This is a genomic window from Mesorhizobium sp. B2-4-17, from assembly GCF_006441275.1.
Classification (GTDB): domain Bacteria; phylum Pseudomonadota; class Alphaproteobacteria; order Rhizobiales; family Rhizobiaceae; genus Mesorhizobium.
In genome coordinates this window covers 44,802-59,007 of record NZ_VFUX01000012.1, presented here as the reverse complement: position 1 = coordinate 59,007, position 14,206 = coordinate 44,802, and the positions used below count along the sequence as shown (strand labels likewise).

Here is a 14,206-nt window from a genome sequence, read left to right as displayed (position 1 = left end):
CTAGAGGCCGAGCATTTCCCTTGGGTCGAAGGTGACCCTGATGTCTGACCAGATGTCTTGTTTGCCGGCGGGCACCTGCAGGCCGGCCATGTCGCATTTCTGAACCGCGCGCACCGCGCTTTCGTCAAACTGCCGGTTGCCGCTCGATTTCTCGACGGCAGGACGGCCATTGAGCTTGCCGGAGGTGTCCAGATTGAAACGGACGATCACGACGAAATTCTCCGAACCTTCCAGCCCGGCCGGCAAGGTCCAGCAGGCACCCAACTGACTTTCCAAAGCGCCCTGCTCCGACTTCGACAGCTTCTGACCCTGATCCTTGTCGCCGCCGAGCGAAGCCTGCTGGGTCGAGCGCTTGGCGCCGCCGCCGGAGGGCTTCTGCTTGTCCAGCAGGGCCGAGATTTCATTGGCGTTGAACTGCTTGTCGTCGGATTTCGGCTTGGATGACGCTTCCTTGACCGGCTTTTCGGCATCCTTGCGTTCTGGCGCCTTGGCGCTTTCGGCCTGGGCCGGCTGCGGTTGCGGCTTCGGCCGCGCCTGCGGCGCGGGCGCGGAGTCCGGAAGCTGGGCGTCGTCGGGCTGGTCCTTGGCGATCGCCTGGGCGACGGCATCAGGCTTGACCGCGGGCGTCGGCTCGATGGCCGCGGTCTTGTCCGGCGGCGGCGTCGGGGTCGGCTCCTTGGCAGGCGTCGGCTTGGGCTCCGTCTGCTTGACGGGCTCGGGCTTCACCTCTTCCTTGGGCTGCGGCGCCGGCGCCACTTCCGTCGCCGGTATCGGCTTGGGCTTCTCCTGCGGCTTCGGCACATCCTCCGGCTTCGGCTTTTCGGTCGGAGTCGGGGCGGGCGGCGGAGCCGAGGTCATGTCGACGGGCTTCGGCTTGGCTTCGGGCGTTATCGGCTTGTCGGTATCGACGCTGTTTTCGCCGACCTTCTGCGCGTTCGGCACGATGTCCGGACGCTGCGTCGGCAGCGGCGCCGGCTTTTCATGCATCACGGCCTTCTTGTCGCCCTGCAAGGTCTGCGCGATGGCCTCCATCGGCACGATATCGACCGCGACCGACTCGACGTCCGCCGACGGAAGCGCGGCTGGTGCCGACAGCGTGAACAGGCCGAAGGCCAGCACCGCGGCATGCAAGATCACCGATGTGGTGAGGCCGGTCCTCATCGCGCGTCTATTGGTCCTGTTCCTGCAATGAAACCAGGCCCATGTTCTTGTAGCCGGCCGCATTGATACGAGCCATGACCTTCATGGCGGTGCCATAGTCCGTCGACTTGTCGCCGCGGATGAAGATGCGCTCATCATAGCCGGTCTTGGAGATCGCCTGCAGCTTGGCCACCAGATCGTCCATCGGGATTTCGGTATTCTGAAGGTAGATCTTGCCCGCGGCATCGATCGAGACGGTGATCGGCTGCGTGTCGGCATTCATCGCCTTGGCCTGCGTGTCCGGCAGGTCGACCGGCACGCCGACCGTCAGCATCGGCGCCGCGACCATGAAGATGATCAGCAGCACCAGCATGACGTCGACCATCGGCGTGACGTTGATCTCCGACATCAGCCCATGGTGACGGCCGCGCCGCCGGTGGCCGCGCCCGCCGCGCCCTGCCATGCCTACCGACATACCCATCTTTGTGCTCCTCAGGCCTTCGGCGCGACTTTTTCATCGATTTGGCGCGAGAGTATGGCGGAGAACTCGTCGGAGAACCCTTCCATGCGCACCGCGAGCTTGCTCGCATCCGATGACAGCTTGTTGTAGGCGATGACGGCCGGAATGGCGGCGAGCAGGCCGATGGCCGTCGCCAGCAGCGCCTCGGCGATGCCGGGCGCGACCACCGCAAGGCTGGTGTTCTTGGAACCGGCGATCGCCTGGAACGAGGTCATGATGCCGATGACCGTGCCGAACAGGCCGATGAACGGGGCGGCCGAGCCAGTGGTGGCGAGGAAGCCAAGGCGCCCCTCGAGCTTCTCCATCTCGCGGGTCAGCGCCAGATCCATCGCCTTGTCGATGCGGGTCTGCAGGCCGAGCGGCGACTTGGCGCCTTTCTCGAAGCTCTTTTTCCATTCGCGCATCGCCGCGACGAAAATGGCGCCCATGCCTGACGTCTTGCGGTCGGCGAGCGTGCGGTAGAGCTCTTCCAGCGATTGCCCCGACCAGAAGATCTGCTCGAAGCGGTTCAGCGCCAGCCGCATGCGGCCATAGGCAACCAGCTTGTCGACGATGATCGCCCAGGTCCAGACCGAGGCGCAGAGCAGCCCGATCATGACCAGCTTGACCACCCAGCTGGCCTGCATGAACAGCGCCCAAATCGACAATTGCGCGCCCGGTTCGGCGAGTGCGATATTTTCCATCGTAACGTCCTTAAGATTTTCCGGGCGAAGCTGCCGGCTGGCCCCTGGCATCCCTTGTGGTCGGTTCGCACGAAGCTACCGGACACCCCAAACCGTGCCTTTCCCGGCCTTTTCGGGGCAAATATTGGTGAAAGGAAGGCGCTGGATAGCGTCAATCTTCACCACTCTCTTCATGAACCGTTATGGTTAAGGATGGGTTAGTATATAAGGCGCGGCGCATTGCCGCGCCCCAGGGGCAGTTGTCCGGCCTATCCGCCTGTTCAGCTGTCGGAAACCGCCTTGGGCATGAAGGCCGCGACCCATTCCCTGGGAAAGCGCCTCGGGCGGCCGTTCTCGCCGATGATTGCCGCCTCGACCTTGGCCTCGACCAGCACCTCGTCGCCGCGTTTGAGTTGCTGCGCCATGAAGATGCGCGCGCCGGAAATGGCCTCCGTGCGGGTGTCGATGGTCAGAATGTCGTCGATGCGGGCAGGGATGCGGAAATCGATCTCCATGCGGCGCACCACCCACACGATCTTCTCGCCATGCTTGCCGTCGGCAAGTTCCGTGTGATGCACGCCGGTGAGCCTGAGATAATCGGAGCGGCCACGCTCGAGGAATTCGAGATAGCGTGCGTGGTAGACGACACCGGAGAAATCGGTGTCGGCGTAATAGACCCGCGCCAGCAGCCGGTGGCCGAATGCCGTCAGCGCACCGGAAAGGCCGGCCAGCAGCGCCGCCGATTCACCATGATCGCCCATTGCGCTTCCTTTTTCAGTCGCGGCAAGGCACCTGCTCCGCGCGCGACATGGCATCGGATGGCACTGTTGAGGGCGATGATCAAGACTTTGATACCGCACTGCTCGTGGATACCGCACTGCTCGTGCTGCTGGCCTTGGCCTCGCCGAGCCACGCGGCGACCCTCTCGATGAAGCGCGGCCTCAATCTCGACCTGTGGGTTCCCTGGCCCGGCGAGGGCCAGTGAGGCGACGCCAGTTCGATTCCGTGCTTGGCATCAGCAACCTCTAATTATATCTTCAATCCAGGCAACACATTCGTTCAAGGCTGACGTCGTGACGTGATGGCACGAGGCTTTCGGATCGACCTGTCGCGATAGTTCGGAGCCGTCGTGTTCAAGAAGAGGTGCCCGTCATGACTGTAACGCTGTGGATGGCCGTCTCGCTTAACGGGATGGCCGCGCGCGAGGATCAATCAGAAGACTTCCTGTCGAAGACTGATTGGGAGATGTTTCTCGAGCTCGCTGGCGCCTGTGATGGCATCATTTGGGGCCGCGTAACACACCAGCTTTTCGAACAATCCGTACGCCGTCAGTTTGCGGAACTGCCATTGGTGGTCGTGACGCGGGATAGCATGTTCGCCGCCCAGCCGGGTTCGATCCGCGCATCGTCGCCGCAGGAAGCGGTTGCATTTCTCATGCGGTCTGGGTCGAACAGAATTTTGCTCGCTGGTGGTTCGCAGCTTAACGCCGCATTCGCTCAGGAGGGGCTAATCGACGAAGTGATCCTGGCGATCGAACCTGTTGTCATTGCGAAAGGGATTCCGATGGTAGCGCCGAACGCATCCGATCTTCGTTTGAGTCTCTTGGGAGTAGACGACAGGCGTGGTCCAACGCTGCGCCTGCACTACCGTGTCTTAAAAAGCTGATTCGATATCGTCCGTTTTATCTTGCCAAGCACGAATGGCCTTATGACTGGGGAAGTCTCATCGATAGGAGTTGAGGGAGCGATCTGCGTCTGACAAGCGCCAGTCTAAAACGCGTCGGCGCGAATGGATTCATGCGACGCGCTTTAGATTCTTTGTTTTTATGCATGTCGTTTTCCCAAAACCGAGGTCACTTTTGGGCGACATGCATTAAGGAACTCAACCGAGATCGATCTGCAGGATTTCCGGCCGCACGCCGAACCGGACAGGCAATATGCTGAAGCCGAGCCCGCCCGAGACGATCAGGTTGCGGTCGTTCTCGACGACATGGCCATAAGCATAGCGGTTGCCGAAATCTGACGGCACGACAGGCGAATAGCCGAACAGCCGCACCTGCCCGCCATGGGTATGACCCGACAGGGTCAGCGAAACCCGCCAGGGAACGATCGGAAAAATATCCGGCTCGTGGGCGAGAAGGATGATCGGAGAACTATCCGCGACCTTGGCCAGCGTGCCGTCGAGATCGTCGAGCCCCTTGAACCCGTCGCCCTTCTTGGCGGGCAGCAGCGCCAGTTGATCGGCGAGACCCGCGATCCAGACGCCAAGTCCGTCCTTCTCCAGGCGCACAACATCGTTCTCGAGCACCGGGATGCCGACCTTCTCCAAGGCCTTGCGCGCGATCGTCGGGCCGGCCCCGGCGCGCTGCGCGAAGCCATCGCTCCACCAGTCGTGATTGCCAAGGATCGACAGCACGCCGAGCGGCGCCTTGAGACCCGACAGCGCTGACGCCCATTGCGAGGGCGTCACCGGTCCCGTCACCAGCGGCATGCCGGCGATGTAGTCGCCAAGCAGCACGATCAGATCCGGCTGCAATGCATTCGCATCGCCGACGAGCGAGGCAATTCGTTCCTGCGTCATCCAGGGTCGACAGGCATGGATGTCAGCGAGCGCGACGATCCGCAGCTTCAGCCCCGCCGGCCAGTGCGGCGGCGTCAGCGCGTAGCGCTTCACATGTGTCAGCAGCATCGGCTCGATGCCGACCGCATAAGCGCCGAGCGCGGCCGCGGTCAGGAACGACCCGCCGATTAAGCGCAGAAACCCGCGTCTGGTTATCATTCTAAGGCCCCGGCGCCTGGATTGAAGCGAGATAATTCAAGATTGCGCCGGCAAATCGACGAGGACGCGTAGATTTTGCGCAGGAACGTTCACGGATGCTTGATCCCGGCCTGAAAACCCGCCGGAGCCTATTCTTCCTGGAACAGGTTGATCTGCTGCTGTGTCAGGTCCTTCGGCGCCTCGAGGCCGAGATGGCGCCAGGCATTGGCCGTCAGCATGCGTCCGCGCGGCGTGCGCTGGATGAAGCCCTGCTGGATCAGGTAGGGCTCGATGATGTCCTCGATGGCGTCGCGCGGCTCGGACAGGCCGGCGGCGATCGTCTCGATGCCGACCGGTCCGCCGCCGAAATTGCGCGCGATCATAGACAGATACCGGCGGTCGAGCGCGTCGAGGCCGAGCGCGTCGACCTCGAGCCGTGTCAGCGCCTCGTCGGCGATCAGGCGGTCGACATGGCCATCGCCGGCCACCGAAGCGAAATCGCGCACGCGGCGTAGCAGCCGGCCGGCGATGCGTGGCGTGCCGCGCGCCCGCCGCGCGATTTCAAGCGCGCCGTCGTCGCCGAGCGGCATCTGCAGGATGCGGGCGCCGCGCCGCACGATCTGCTCCAGTTCCTCGACCGTATAGAAATTGAGCCGCACCGGAATGCCGAAACGGTCGCGCAGCGGATTGGTGAGCAGGCCAAGCCGCGTGGTGGCGGCGACCAGGGTGAAGCGCGCGAGGTCGATCTTGACCGAGCGCGCTGCGGGGCCCTCGCCAATGATCAGGTCGAGCTGGAAGTCCTCCATCGCCGGATAGAGGATTTCCTCCACCGCGGGGTTCAGCCGATGGATTTCGTCAATGAACAGCACATCGCCTTCTTCGAGATTGGTGAGCAGTGCGGCGAGATCACCGGCCTTGGCGATGACCGGTCCGGACGTGGAGCGGAAATTGACGCCGAGTTCGCGCGCCATGATCTGCGCCAGCGTCGTCTTGCCGAGACCCGGCGGCCCGACGAACAATACATGGTCGAGCGCCTCCTTGCGGCCCTTGGCGGCCTCGATGAACACTTTGAGGTTGGCCCGCACCGCGGCCTGCCCGACAAAGTCGTCGAGCGTCTGCGGGCGCAGCGTCTGGTCGGCATCCTCGCCGCGTTTTTCCGGAGCAATGAGACGGGGGGAAAGGCTCATCCCAGCAGCTCCATGCTCGCGATGGATCCTGCAGCCCGCGGATCGAACGTGACCATGTGAGAGCAGCCCAGATTCCGGTTGTGCTCGGCGATCAGCGCATCGGCAAAGTCCACCTGGGGCATGTTGGATCTCTCGAGTGCGACCACGATGGCATCGAAGTCCTCGAAAACCAGTGTCCTGATCTTTAGCAGCCTTTGGATCGCAGTCAGAACTTGCTCTTTGGGCAGCTTGTAGCGTGAAATCAACGACCAGTTGAACTCGACAAGGACGATCAGGCTGACAAAACCCGGATTGTCTTCATTGAGACCGTTGCCGAAAACGAGAGCTTTCGCCCTTTGCTCAGCGTCATCGTTCAGCACCATTCGCAGCAAAACGTTGGTATCGATACCTATCGACGTCACGCGCCCTCATTCCCGCCCTTCGGCTCATCTCCAACAACGTGCCGTCCGACAGCCTCGCGCACCGCGGCATCGATTTCTTCGAGCGATGCCGGGCCACCTGGCGGATCCCCCAGGAATCCGGCGAGGTCGGCAAAGTCGAGATTGCGCGGCGTTCCGATCAGATAGCCGTCCATGACCGTCCAAGCGATCATGTCACCCGTCTTGAGCGACAGAGCGTCACGGACATCCTTTGGAATGGTAAGCTGGCCTTTCGATGTCAGGCTTGCATACGCGCCCATTTTTCTTACTTTCCGAGAAACTACTTACCAAATGCGTTCTAGCTGGAATTTGCCTTTCAAGCAATCACCGCGCCAGTTCCTTCAGCCCGAAGCGGATCAGCTTGGATGCGTCCGCACCCTCGCCCGCCGTCTTCAGTGCCGCCGATACCGCATTGGCTGCGATGTCACGGGAATAGCCGAGATTGACCAGCGCGGAGACCGCGTCGGTGATCGGCGCTGGCGCCACGCCTTCGCCGAGTTCCTGCTTCAGGCCGATCGTGCCCGAGGCGGCACCTGTAAAAGCGGGCGTCTTGGTCTTCAATTCGGTGACGATGCGTTCCGCCACCTTCTTGCCGACGCCGGGCGCGCGACTGACCATGGCGATGTCGCGCAGGGCGATCGCATTGGCGAGATCGGCAGGTGTCAGCGTCGAGAGGATGGCAAGCGCCACCTTGGCGCCGACGCCCTGCACATTGTTCATCAGGAGCCGGAACCACTCGCGCTCCAGCGCCGACTGGAAACCATAAAGCCGGATCATGTCTTCTCGCACATAGGTCTCGATGAACAGCACCACGGCTTCGCCGGGCGGAGGCAGCGTGGCCAGCGTGCGCGCCGAACAATAGGCGACATAGCCGACCCCATGCACGTCGACGAGGCAGTGGTCCTCGTCGATCTCATCGAGCGTCCCCTTGAGCTTGCCGATCATTGGCCATGGCCTCTCATGATGCCAATGCCGCCAATCGGTAGGCGGCACTCTGCCGGTGATGCGCATGGCAGATGGCGATGGCCAGCGCGTCGGCCGCATGTTCGGTATCGAAGATAGCCTTCGGCAGCAGCACTTTCACCATCACATGGATCTGCTTCTTGTCGCCATGGCCGACGCCGATGACAGCCTTCTTCACCGCATTGGGCGCATATTCGGCGACGACAAGGCCGGCCCGTGCCGGCACCAGCATGGCGATGCCGCGCGCCTGGCCGAGCTTAAGCGTCGCTACCGCATCCTTGTTGACGAAGGTTTGTTCGACTGCCGCCTCGTGCGGCATGGTCTGGTGCAGGATCTCGGCAAGCCCGTCATGCAGCTGGCAGAGCCGCGTCGCCAGCGCCGCCTTGTCTTCGGACCGCACGGTGCCGGACGCGACGAAGCGCAACGAATTGCCGAGGCTCTCGACGATGCCCCAGCCGGTGCGCCTGAGCCCCGGATCGATACCGATGATGCGAATCGCGTCCCCCATCCGACCAATCTACCCCTTGGGCGGACAGCGATGCCAGCGAAATGTGAACAAACCGGAAACGGCAACCAAAGTGTAGAGACTGTTTCCGGAGATGTATCAGTTGCGCGCGAAGGCGGTGTTGAGCAGGCTGATCTGGTCCGAAACCGGATTGGGCCGGCGAGCCATTGGCTGCATGTCGATCACGGCGCCCGCGCCATAGATTTCATCATCCATGCGGCGCACCAGCGCCTGCAGGCGCAGCGACCGGTTGACGAGGTCGAGGAAATCCTTGGGCAATTCGGCCCAGCCGGCTGCTTCGTCGTGGGCGGAAGCCGTGTCGAGGCGCACCTTGGACTTTTCCGAAGCGACCTGGTCGCGGGTCATCTCACCGGAATTGGCCGCGCGCTGCAAAAGCAGCCACGAGGCAACCTGCATCAGCCTCGTGGTCAGCCGCATCGATTCGGCCGCGTAGAGCGTAGCAGCCAGCCTCGACAGTTTCTTGGCCTCGACGCGACCCTTGCCGTCGAGATATTCCGCCGCCTGTTCGACCAGCCCCATGCCTTCCTGGTAGAGCGGTTTGAAGGAGTGCGAAAAAACCCGGCGCTCCGCCAGCTTCACGGTTTTCGCGCTGCCCTTCGAAGGCTCGTTCATTGATACGCCCCTGCACTTGCAACCGGCCGATACGGCTCACTGCCGATACACCCGGGACCCTATATGACTGAAGCTTGAAAATGCGCTTCACCGGGGGTGAAGGCAAGCACATGTTTAACAGAAGGTTAACAGTGATCGGCCGCGCTGGGTGCCGCCGGACGGCGGACAAAAAAAGAGCCGCGGATAAGGCGGCTCTCAGGAGTTTAACAGGGAGGCGTCAAACAAAGTGGCTCCAACCACTCGGTAAGAATCCAGATCACTGGATGCTCATAGTAAACGCCTGTAAAGCTTAATGAACCTTTAACGGCACTGATGTTTTTTGAGCGAATGCCTGGTTCCTGTGCCGTAACAGCACAATTCCAAGGCTCCGCCAGGCACCGGTCAGGCCTTCTTCCAGACCACCGGCAAGGCGATGAAGGCAAACAGCAGCATGCCCGCATAGAAGCCGATCGAGGCGATTCCCAGCAGCGGCTCGATTCCCGGATTTCCGGCAAGCAGGATGTAAAGGCCGATCATCAGCCCGATGCCACTGATCGCGGTCAGCCAGAAATGGACGATGGCGATCGTCTTTTGCCCGGCTGCCGGAAACAGATGATAGAAGAACGCGAAGACCGCCGACATCAGCCAGCCGGCCACCATCACATGGGCGTGGGCCGGCATCTGGCCATGGTCCTCGCTGATCGCCATGTGGATGCCAAGCGCCATGCCGCACAGCGCATAGATGACGGCCAGCGTGAAGAAATTCCGTGCTACCCCTTGCATTTAGTCCCCCGAATTGCCTTTTCCCGAGCTGGGAATGAGTTGATCGTCAGGCGACTTCTGTCGCCACCGGGCTGCCGGCATCGGCGCATTAGCATCGGCAATGTTTCTGGACGATGTCGCGCCTACCCCTCCCGATGCTTCTCACAATAACAGAAAGCGGGCGGCATGTTCGCCCTATCGGCGCTTCTTACGTTGCCGAAGCTGAAACAGAGCCAGTTTTTTCACGACATCGTTCCGAAACAGGCGCGGCGCTAAACGCTTGGCCATCGGGGGCGGCGGACGAGCGCGATGGCGCGCGGCGCCCTTTACCATTGCATTTGCACCTGGGAGAAAAATCATGGACTGGTATTCCATTATCAAATTGCTGCACATTGTTTCGGCGACCCTGTGGGTCGGGGGCGGCTTCACGCTGATGGTGCTGGCGACGCTGGCGGATCGGGCGGGAAACATCCAGGGAACGCTGCAGGCGATGCGCGCCACGGGCGAGTTGGGCAACCGCTTCTTCGCGCCGATGTCGATGCTGACGCTGGCCTTCGGATTGACCATGTGCGGGTTCTGGGTCGGCTTCTCCGAATTGTGGGTCCTGATCGGTCTTGCCGGCTACGCCACGACTTTCTGCATCGGCATGTTCGTCTTCAAGCCGACCGCCGACCGCATGGCCGCGATGATCGCCAGAGATGGCGTCACGCCGGCAGCACTTGCCCATGGCCAGCGCATCCTGCGCGCCGCCCGCTTCGACTATGCGGTGATGCTGGTCATCGTTACCGATATGGTGCTGAAGCCGACCTTGCACGATGTCGCCATCCTGGCGGCTATGGTGCTGGTCCTTGCCGGGGGTGCCGCGCTGGCGCTTGGCCGGCCGCGGCGCATGGTGCCAAGCGCCGCCTGATAGCCGCGGGACGTCTAAAGCAGGCCGGCGATCCCGTCCCACAAAAGCTTCAAAGCCACGACCGCCACCGTCGCGTAGGTGAAGGGATAGAAGATCTCCGGCCGCATGCGCCGCACCAGCCAGGCACCGGCGATCGTCGACAGCGGCGCCAACGGCATCAGCACCGCTGACGCCGTCAGATTGGCGGTATCGAACTGGCCGAGCGCGAAATAGGGGATGAGCTTCAGTGCATTGGTGGCGGCAAAGAAGATTGCGGCGGTACCCGACAGGACCTTGGGATCGAGCCGGATCGGCAAGGCATAGACCTGGAAGGGCGGACCGCCGACATGGGCGACGAAACTGGTGAAGCCGGCGACCGTCCCCCATAGAGCGGCGGCCACCCGGTTGGGTTCGGCCGCATGGTCGGCACCATGGCGAAACTGCAAATATAGCCAGCGCAGCACGAAGATGATGGCGACGCCGCCGACGATGAGCCGCACCGCCTCCTCGGTGACGAGTGCGGCCGTCAGCCAGCCGAGCCCGATGCCGATGACGGCGCCCGGCATCATGTCGACCAGCATCTTGCGGTCATAGACGCCCCACCATGTCCACACCGAGACGATGTCCATCAGGCACAGGATCGGCAAGAGGATGGCGGCCGCCTGCACCGGCGGCATGGTCAGCGCCATCAAGGGCACGCCGACGAAACCGACAGCGCCGCCGAAGCCGCCCTTGGACAGGCCGACCAGAATGACCGCCGGAATGGCGGCCGCGTAGAACCACGGATCGAGAAGCAGGCCTGACATGGGAGGGACTGGTCTGGAGGGAAGGCGCGTCAACGCCTGAATAGCCGAGAATTTTGAGCCGGGCGACCGCAAATGCAAGTAGCGGCCCGCCGGACCGGTGACGCCCTTATGCTCCGACCGTCCTATCGGCGAGCCGACACCAGCAGGAACATCGGCCGCTCCAGCTCTTCCATCAACTCCGGCCTTGCCGCGGTCTGCGCGTCCGTCGGGCGGAATTCCTCGACATGCGCGATCGTGAATCCGGCCCGGATCAGCGTGTTGAGCGTGGTGCCGATGGTGCGATGATGTTTCACGACGCCTTTGGCCAGCCAGTCGGTCTCGCGAGGGCCTTCGACCAGATACCGGTCGACAGGCCACGTCTTGCGGCCTTCGGCATCGATCGACCAACCGGGATTGGTCGGAGCCATGAAGATCGGGTGTTCGGTCGAAAAGACGAAATGGCCGCCGGGCGACAGGGCCTGATGCACCGTGCCGAACAGGCGTGCAACGTCCTCGACATAGTGCAGGGCAAGCGAGCTGTAGGCCAGATCGAAGCCGTCTTGTGGCAGGCTGAGCTGGTCGAGGTCGGCCCTCGCATAGGTGATGCCGACATCCGGGCCGGCCACCCTCGCCCGGGCCAGCATCTTTTCCGACAGGTCCAGCCCCAGGACCTCCTTGGCTCCATGCTCGTGCGCCCAGCGGCAGAACCAGCCGAAGCCGCAGCCGAGGTCGACGACCCGCAGGCCGCCGACGTCAGGTAGCATCGCGCGCAGCGCCGGCCATTCCGCCGCGCCGTCCAGGCCTTCGACCGACCGGCCAAGCTGGCTGTAGCCCGCGAAGAAATCCGGCTGGTCGTAGATATTCTGCGCCATGTCTCCCTCGTTCTTCAGACAATCATCTGATGGACCTGTCGCCCATTTCCACCACGGCCGTGCGGAGTCAAGACCGCGAGGCCGATGCCGCCTCAAGCGGCGGCCGCCGCCGGATCGGCTGCGCCTTGATGATGGCGGTGCTGGTCTCCTCGTCGGCGATACGATCGAAAATGCCGTCGAGGTCGCCGATCGAGCGCGCGAACAGCCGCGCGACCCTGAGGGGCTTCGAAACCGTCCACCTCGATCCCGGGGGCCGGCCAAGTAAGGCGCTACGCCGGCTGCCCGGCGGACCAAAGATCGCGATCCTGACTGTCCGCCTGTTCAAAGCGGGCAGTTTGCTCTATGCCGCAATCCAACCATCTTCGCCCGGCATAGGCGAAACCCGGGATCGAAGAACCATGAACGACGCAACGCCCCCAAATCGCTGCCGCATCGTGCTGATCGCGCCGCCCGGCGTGCCGGCCGACCGCATCGCCACGGCATTCGACGGCGGCGACGTCGCCTCGCTGATCCTGCCCGAAAATGGCATGGACGAAGCCTCCTTCCAGGCTTTCGCCGAACGGATCGTGCCGGCGGCACAGGCCGCGGGCGTGGCCGTAATCATCGCCGGCGATACCCGCATCGCCGGCCGTGTCCAGGCCGACGGCATCCATGTCGAGGTCTCCAAGGCCGAGCTTGCCGAGACGATCGGGCATTTCCAGGCGAAGATGATGGTCGGCGCCGGCGGCGCCAAGACGCGCGACGACGCGCTCGAGCTCGGCGAAGCCAGGCCCGACTACATCTTCTTCGGCCGCTTCGGCTACGACAACAAGCCGGAGCCGCATCCGCGCAACCTGTCACTGGGTGAGTGGTGGGCGCAAATGATCCAGATCCCCTGCATCGTCATGGCCGGGTCCGACCTTGCGTCGGTCGCGACCGTGGCCGCCACCGGCGCCGAGTTCGTCGCGTTGTCGAGCGCGGTGTTCGCCGAAGGCGTCGATCCGAAAGCGGCGATCGCCGAGGCCAATGCGCTGCTCGACGAAACCGCGCCGCGCTTCGAGGATTAATGTGGCCCAGGCAAGGCTTTCCCTTCAGGCCCTGCTTGCGGCGGTCATGATCCAGGCCGCCGCCGCCGAAACGATTCCCTTGCCGCAGCCCAAGCCCGATACCGGCGTGCACACCGACAAGCCGATCGAAAAGCAGCTGCCGCAGCCCGCCACCACGGCGGAGCCCGCACCGCTGCCCTCGGCCGACAGCATCAATCCCGACCGTTTCGGGGCGAAGCCCGCGGACGCGGCCTATGGCGCTTTCCAGCGCGGGCTCTACAAGACCGCTTACAATCTGGCGCTGACGCGGGCGCAGAACGGCGATCCGGCGGCACAGACGCTGGTGGCCGAGATCCTGTCGCGTGGCTTGGGTGTCCCGCTGAACGCGGCCGAAGCCGCGAAATGGTATGCGCGCGCCGCTGAGCAGGGCGTGCCGGAATCGCAGTTCCAATATGCGCTGATGCTGCTCGACGGCCGCTACGTTAAGAAGGACACGAAGGAGGCCTATGCGCTGATGCAGGCGGCCGCCGAAGCCGGCAACCAGCTGGCGCAGTTCAATTTCGCGCAGATGCTGGTGCAGCAGGATCCCGGCGATGCTGGCTTGACCAAGGCGGTCTCCTATTATGAACGCGCCGCCGCGACCGGCCTCGCCGATGCCCAATATGCCATGTCCCAGGTCTATGCCAACGGCGTCGGCGGCAAGCCGCACGACGACGCCCAGGCAAGGCGCCTGCTGGCGCAGGCCGCGCGGCAGAACTACGATACCGCGCAGATCGATCTCGCCGCCTGGATGATCGAGGGCCGCGGCGGCCCGCGCGACCTGAAGTCTGCCTTCGGCTGGACCAAGCAGGCCGCCGAGGGCGGCAATGTCGCCGCCCAGAACCGCCTGGCGAAACTCTACATGCAAGGCATCGGCACCGATCCTGATCTGGTGCTGGCCGGCGCCTGGTACATCGTCGCCCGCCGCGCCGGCCTCATCGATTCCGAGATGGACGATTTCCTGCAAGGCTTGGACGACGACCAGACCAAGCAGGCGCTGCAGAAGGCAAATCGCCTGCCCTGACGGCCCGTGCACCGCACGGCGCCGCTCCCTGCCCGCTCGCTCCCT

19 protein-coding genes and 1 pseudogene are annotated in these 14,206 nt (G+C 63.3%); 5 read left to right on the top strand and 15 right to left on the bottom strand.

What is annotated here, in order from left to right; translation table 11 throughout:
• From FJ548_RS11595 to ybgC, 4 genes are all read right to left on the bottom strand, one after another.
• The gene (locus FJ548_RS11595; protein WP_140777930.1) at nucleotides 1–1,161 is read right to left on the bottom strand and encodes a TonB family protein; all 1,161 of its coding nucleotides are present in this window, start codon (nucleotides 1,159–1,161) and stop codon (nucleotides 1–3) included.
• Nucleotides 1,162–1,168: 7 nt separating this feature from the next.
• The gene (tolR, locus tag FJ548_RS11590; protein ID WP_140608296.1) at nucleotides 1,169–1,621 is read right to left on the bottom strand and encodes a protein TolR; all 453 of its coding nucleotides are present in this window, start codon (nucleotides 1,619–1,621) and stop codon (nucleotides 1,169–1,171) included.
• Nucleotides 1,622–1,632: 11 nt separating this feature from the next.
• Nucleotides 1,633–2,343 carry a protein TolQ gene (tolQ, locus tag FJ548_RS11585; protein WP_140608298.1) on the bottom strand — a complete coding sequence of 237 codons (711 nt, stop codon included), beginning with the start codon at nucleotides 2,341–2,343 and terminating at the stop codon, nucleotides 1,633–1,635.
• Nucleotides 2,344–2,603: 260 nt separating this feature from the next.
• A complete protein-coding gene (ybgC, locus tag FJ548_RS11580; protein ID WP_140777929.1) occupies nucleotides 2,604–3,083 on the bottom strand; it encodes a tol-pal system-associated acyl-CoA thioesterase in 480 nt (159 codons plus the stop codon).
• On the opposite strand from ybgC, the gene FJ548_RS11575 reads away from it, so the two are divergent.
• Both FJ548_RS11575 and FJ548_RS11570 read left to right on the top strand, forming a co-directional pair.
• On the top strand, nucleotides 3,083–3,307 hold the full coding sequence (locus tag FJ548_RS11575; RefSeq protein ID WP_181168777.1) for a hypothetical protein: 225 nt from the start codon (nucleotides 3,083–3,085) through the stop codon (nucleotides 3,305–3,307). The genes ybgC and FJ548_RS11575 overlap by 1 nt on opposite strands.
• Before the next feature lie 167 nt (nucleotides 3,308–3,474).
• Nucleotides 3,475–3,987 (top strand): dihydrofolate reductase family protein, encoded by a 513-nt coding sequence (locus FJ548_RS11570; RefSeq protein WP_140694888.1) that lies wholly within the window; start codon nucleotides 3,475–3,477, stop codon nucleotides 3,985–3,987.
• A gap of 216 nt (nucleotides 3,988–4,203) precedes the next feature.
• Here FJ548_RS11570 and FJ548_RS11565 read toward each other — a convergent pair whose 3' ends face one another.
• From FJ548_RS11565 to FJ548_RS11530, 8 genes are all read right to left on the bottom strand, one after another.
• Nucleotides 4,204–5,100, bottom strand: a complete 897-nt coding sequence (locus tag FJ548_RS11565; protein ID WP_140608304.1) for a metallophosphoesterase — start codon at nucleotides 5,098–5,100, stop codon at nucleotides 4,204–4,206.
• Between the two features lie 128 nt (nucleotides 5,101–5,228).
• Nucleotides 5,229–6,266: a Holliday junction branch migration DNA helicase RuvB gene (gene ruvB / locus FJ548_RS11560; RefSeq protein ID WP_140608306.1), complete on the bottom strand. Its 1,038-nt coding sequence runs from the start codon at nucleotides 6,264–6,266 to the stop codon at nucleotides 5,229–5,231.
• Entirely contained in the window at nucleotides 6,263–6,667 is a 405-nt protein-coding gene (locus FJ548_RS11555; protein ID WP_140608308.1) for a type II toxin-antitoxin system VapC family toxin, read from the bottom strand. The genes ruvB and FJ548_RS11555 overlap by 4 nt, the downstream gene beginning before the upstream one ends.
• On the bottom strand, nucleotides 6,664–6,945 hold the full coding sequence (locus FJ548_RS11550) for an AbrB/MazE/SpoVT family DNA-binding domain-containing protein (protein WP_140777928.1): 282 nt from the start codon (nucleotides 6,943–6,945) through the stop codon (nucleotides 6,664–6,666). Before FJ548_RS11550 ends, FJ548_RS11555 begins: the two co-directional genes overlap by 4 nt.
• A gap of 64 nt (nucleotides 6,946–7,009) precedes the next feature.
• Nucleotides 7,010–7,630 (bottom strand): Holliday junction branch migration protein RuvA, encoded by a 621-nt coding sequence (ruvA, locus tag FJ548_RS11545; protein ID WP_140608312.1) that lies wholly within the window; start codon nucleotides 7,628–7,630, stop codon nucleotides 7,010–7,012.
• Nucleotides 7,631–7,643: 13 nt separating this feature from the next.
• Nucleotides 7,644–8,156, bottom strand: a complete 513-nt coding sequence (ruvC, locus tag FJ548_RS11540) for a crossover junction endodeoxyribonuclease RuvC (protein WP_140608314.1) — start codon at nucleotides 8,154–8,156, stop codon at nucleotides 7,644–7,646.
• A gap of 96 nt (nucleotides 8,157–8,252) precedes the next feature.
• The gene (locus tag FJ548_RS11535; RefSeq protein ID WP_140694876.1) at nucleotides 8,253–8,786 is read right to left on the bottom strand and encodes a DUF1465 family protein; all 534 of its coding nucleotides are present in this window, start codon (nucleotides 8,784–8,786) and stop codon (nucleotides 8,253–8,255) included.
• A gap of 381 nt (nucleotides 8,787–9,167) precedes the next feature.
• Nucleotides 9,168–9,548 carry a hypothetical protein gene (locus tag FJ548_RS11530; RefSeq protein ID WP_140777927.1) on the bottom strand — a complete coding sequence of 127 codons (381 nt, stop codon included), beginning with the start codon at nucleotides 9,546–9,548 and terminating at the stop codon, nucleotides 9,168–9,170.
• Between the two features lie 337 nt (nucleotides 9,549–9,885).
• Between FJ548_RS11530 and FJ548_RS11525 the strand changes: the two genes are divergently transcribed.
• The gene (locus FJ548_RS11525; RefSeq protein ID WP_140694873.1) at nucleotides 9,886–10,437 is read left to right on the top strand and encodes a DUF2269 family protein; all 552 of its coding nucleotides are present in this window, start codon (nucleotides 9,886–9,888) and stop codon (nucleotides 10,435–10,437) included.
• 14 nt (nucleotides 10,438–10,451) lie between these two features.
• Here FJ548_RS11525 and FJ548_RS11520 read toward each other — a convergent pair whose 3' ends face one another.
• The 3 genes and pseudogenes from FJ548_RS11520 to FJ548_RS11510 form a co-directional block, all read right to left on the bottom strand.
• The gene (locus tag FJ548_RS11520; protein WP_140608322.1) at nucleotides 10,452–11,222 is read right to left on the bottom strand and encodes a sulfite exporter TauE/SafE family protein; all 771 of its coding nucleotides are present in this window, start codon (nucleotides 11,220–11,222) and stop codon (nucleotides 10,452–10,454) included.
• Between the two features lie 122 nt (nucleotides 11,223–11,344).
• Entirely contained in the window at nucleotides 11,345–12,073 is a 729-nt protein-coding gene (locus FJ548_RS11515; protein WP_140777926.1) for a class I SAM-dependent methyltransferase, read from the bottom strand.
• Between the two features lie 67 nt (nucleotides 12,074–12,140).
• A pseudogene (locus FJ548_RS11510) lies at nucleotides 12,141–12,287 on the bottom strand (Lrp/AsnC family transcriptional regulator); the annotation flags it as partial.
• A 184-nt stretch (nucleotides 12,288–12,471) separates the two neighbouring features.
• On the opposite strand from FJ548_RS11510, the gene FJ548_RS11505 reads away from it, so the two are divergent.
• Together FJ548_RS11505 and FJ548_RS11500 are read left to right on the top strand one after the other, a co-directional pair.
• Nucleotides 12,472–13,119 (top strand): thiamine phosphate synthase, encoded by a 648-nt coding sequence (locus FJ548_RS11505; protein WP_140694864.1) that lies wholly within the window; start codon nucleotides 12,472–12,474, stop codon nucleotides 13,117–13,119.
• 1 nt (nucleotide 13,120) lies between these two features.
• On the top strand, nucleotides 13,121–14,161 hold the full coding sequence (locus FJ548_RS11500; RefSeq protein ID WP_140608326.1) for a tetratricopeptide repeat protein: 1,041 nt from the start codon (nucleotides 13,121–13,123) through the stop codon (nucleotides 14,159–14,161).
• Nucleotides 14,162–14,206: the final 45 nt, after the last annotated feature.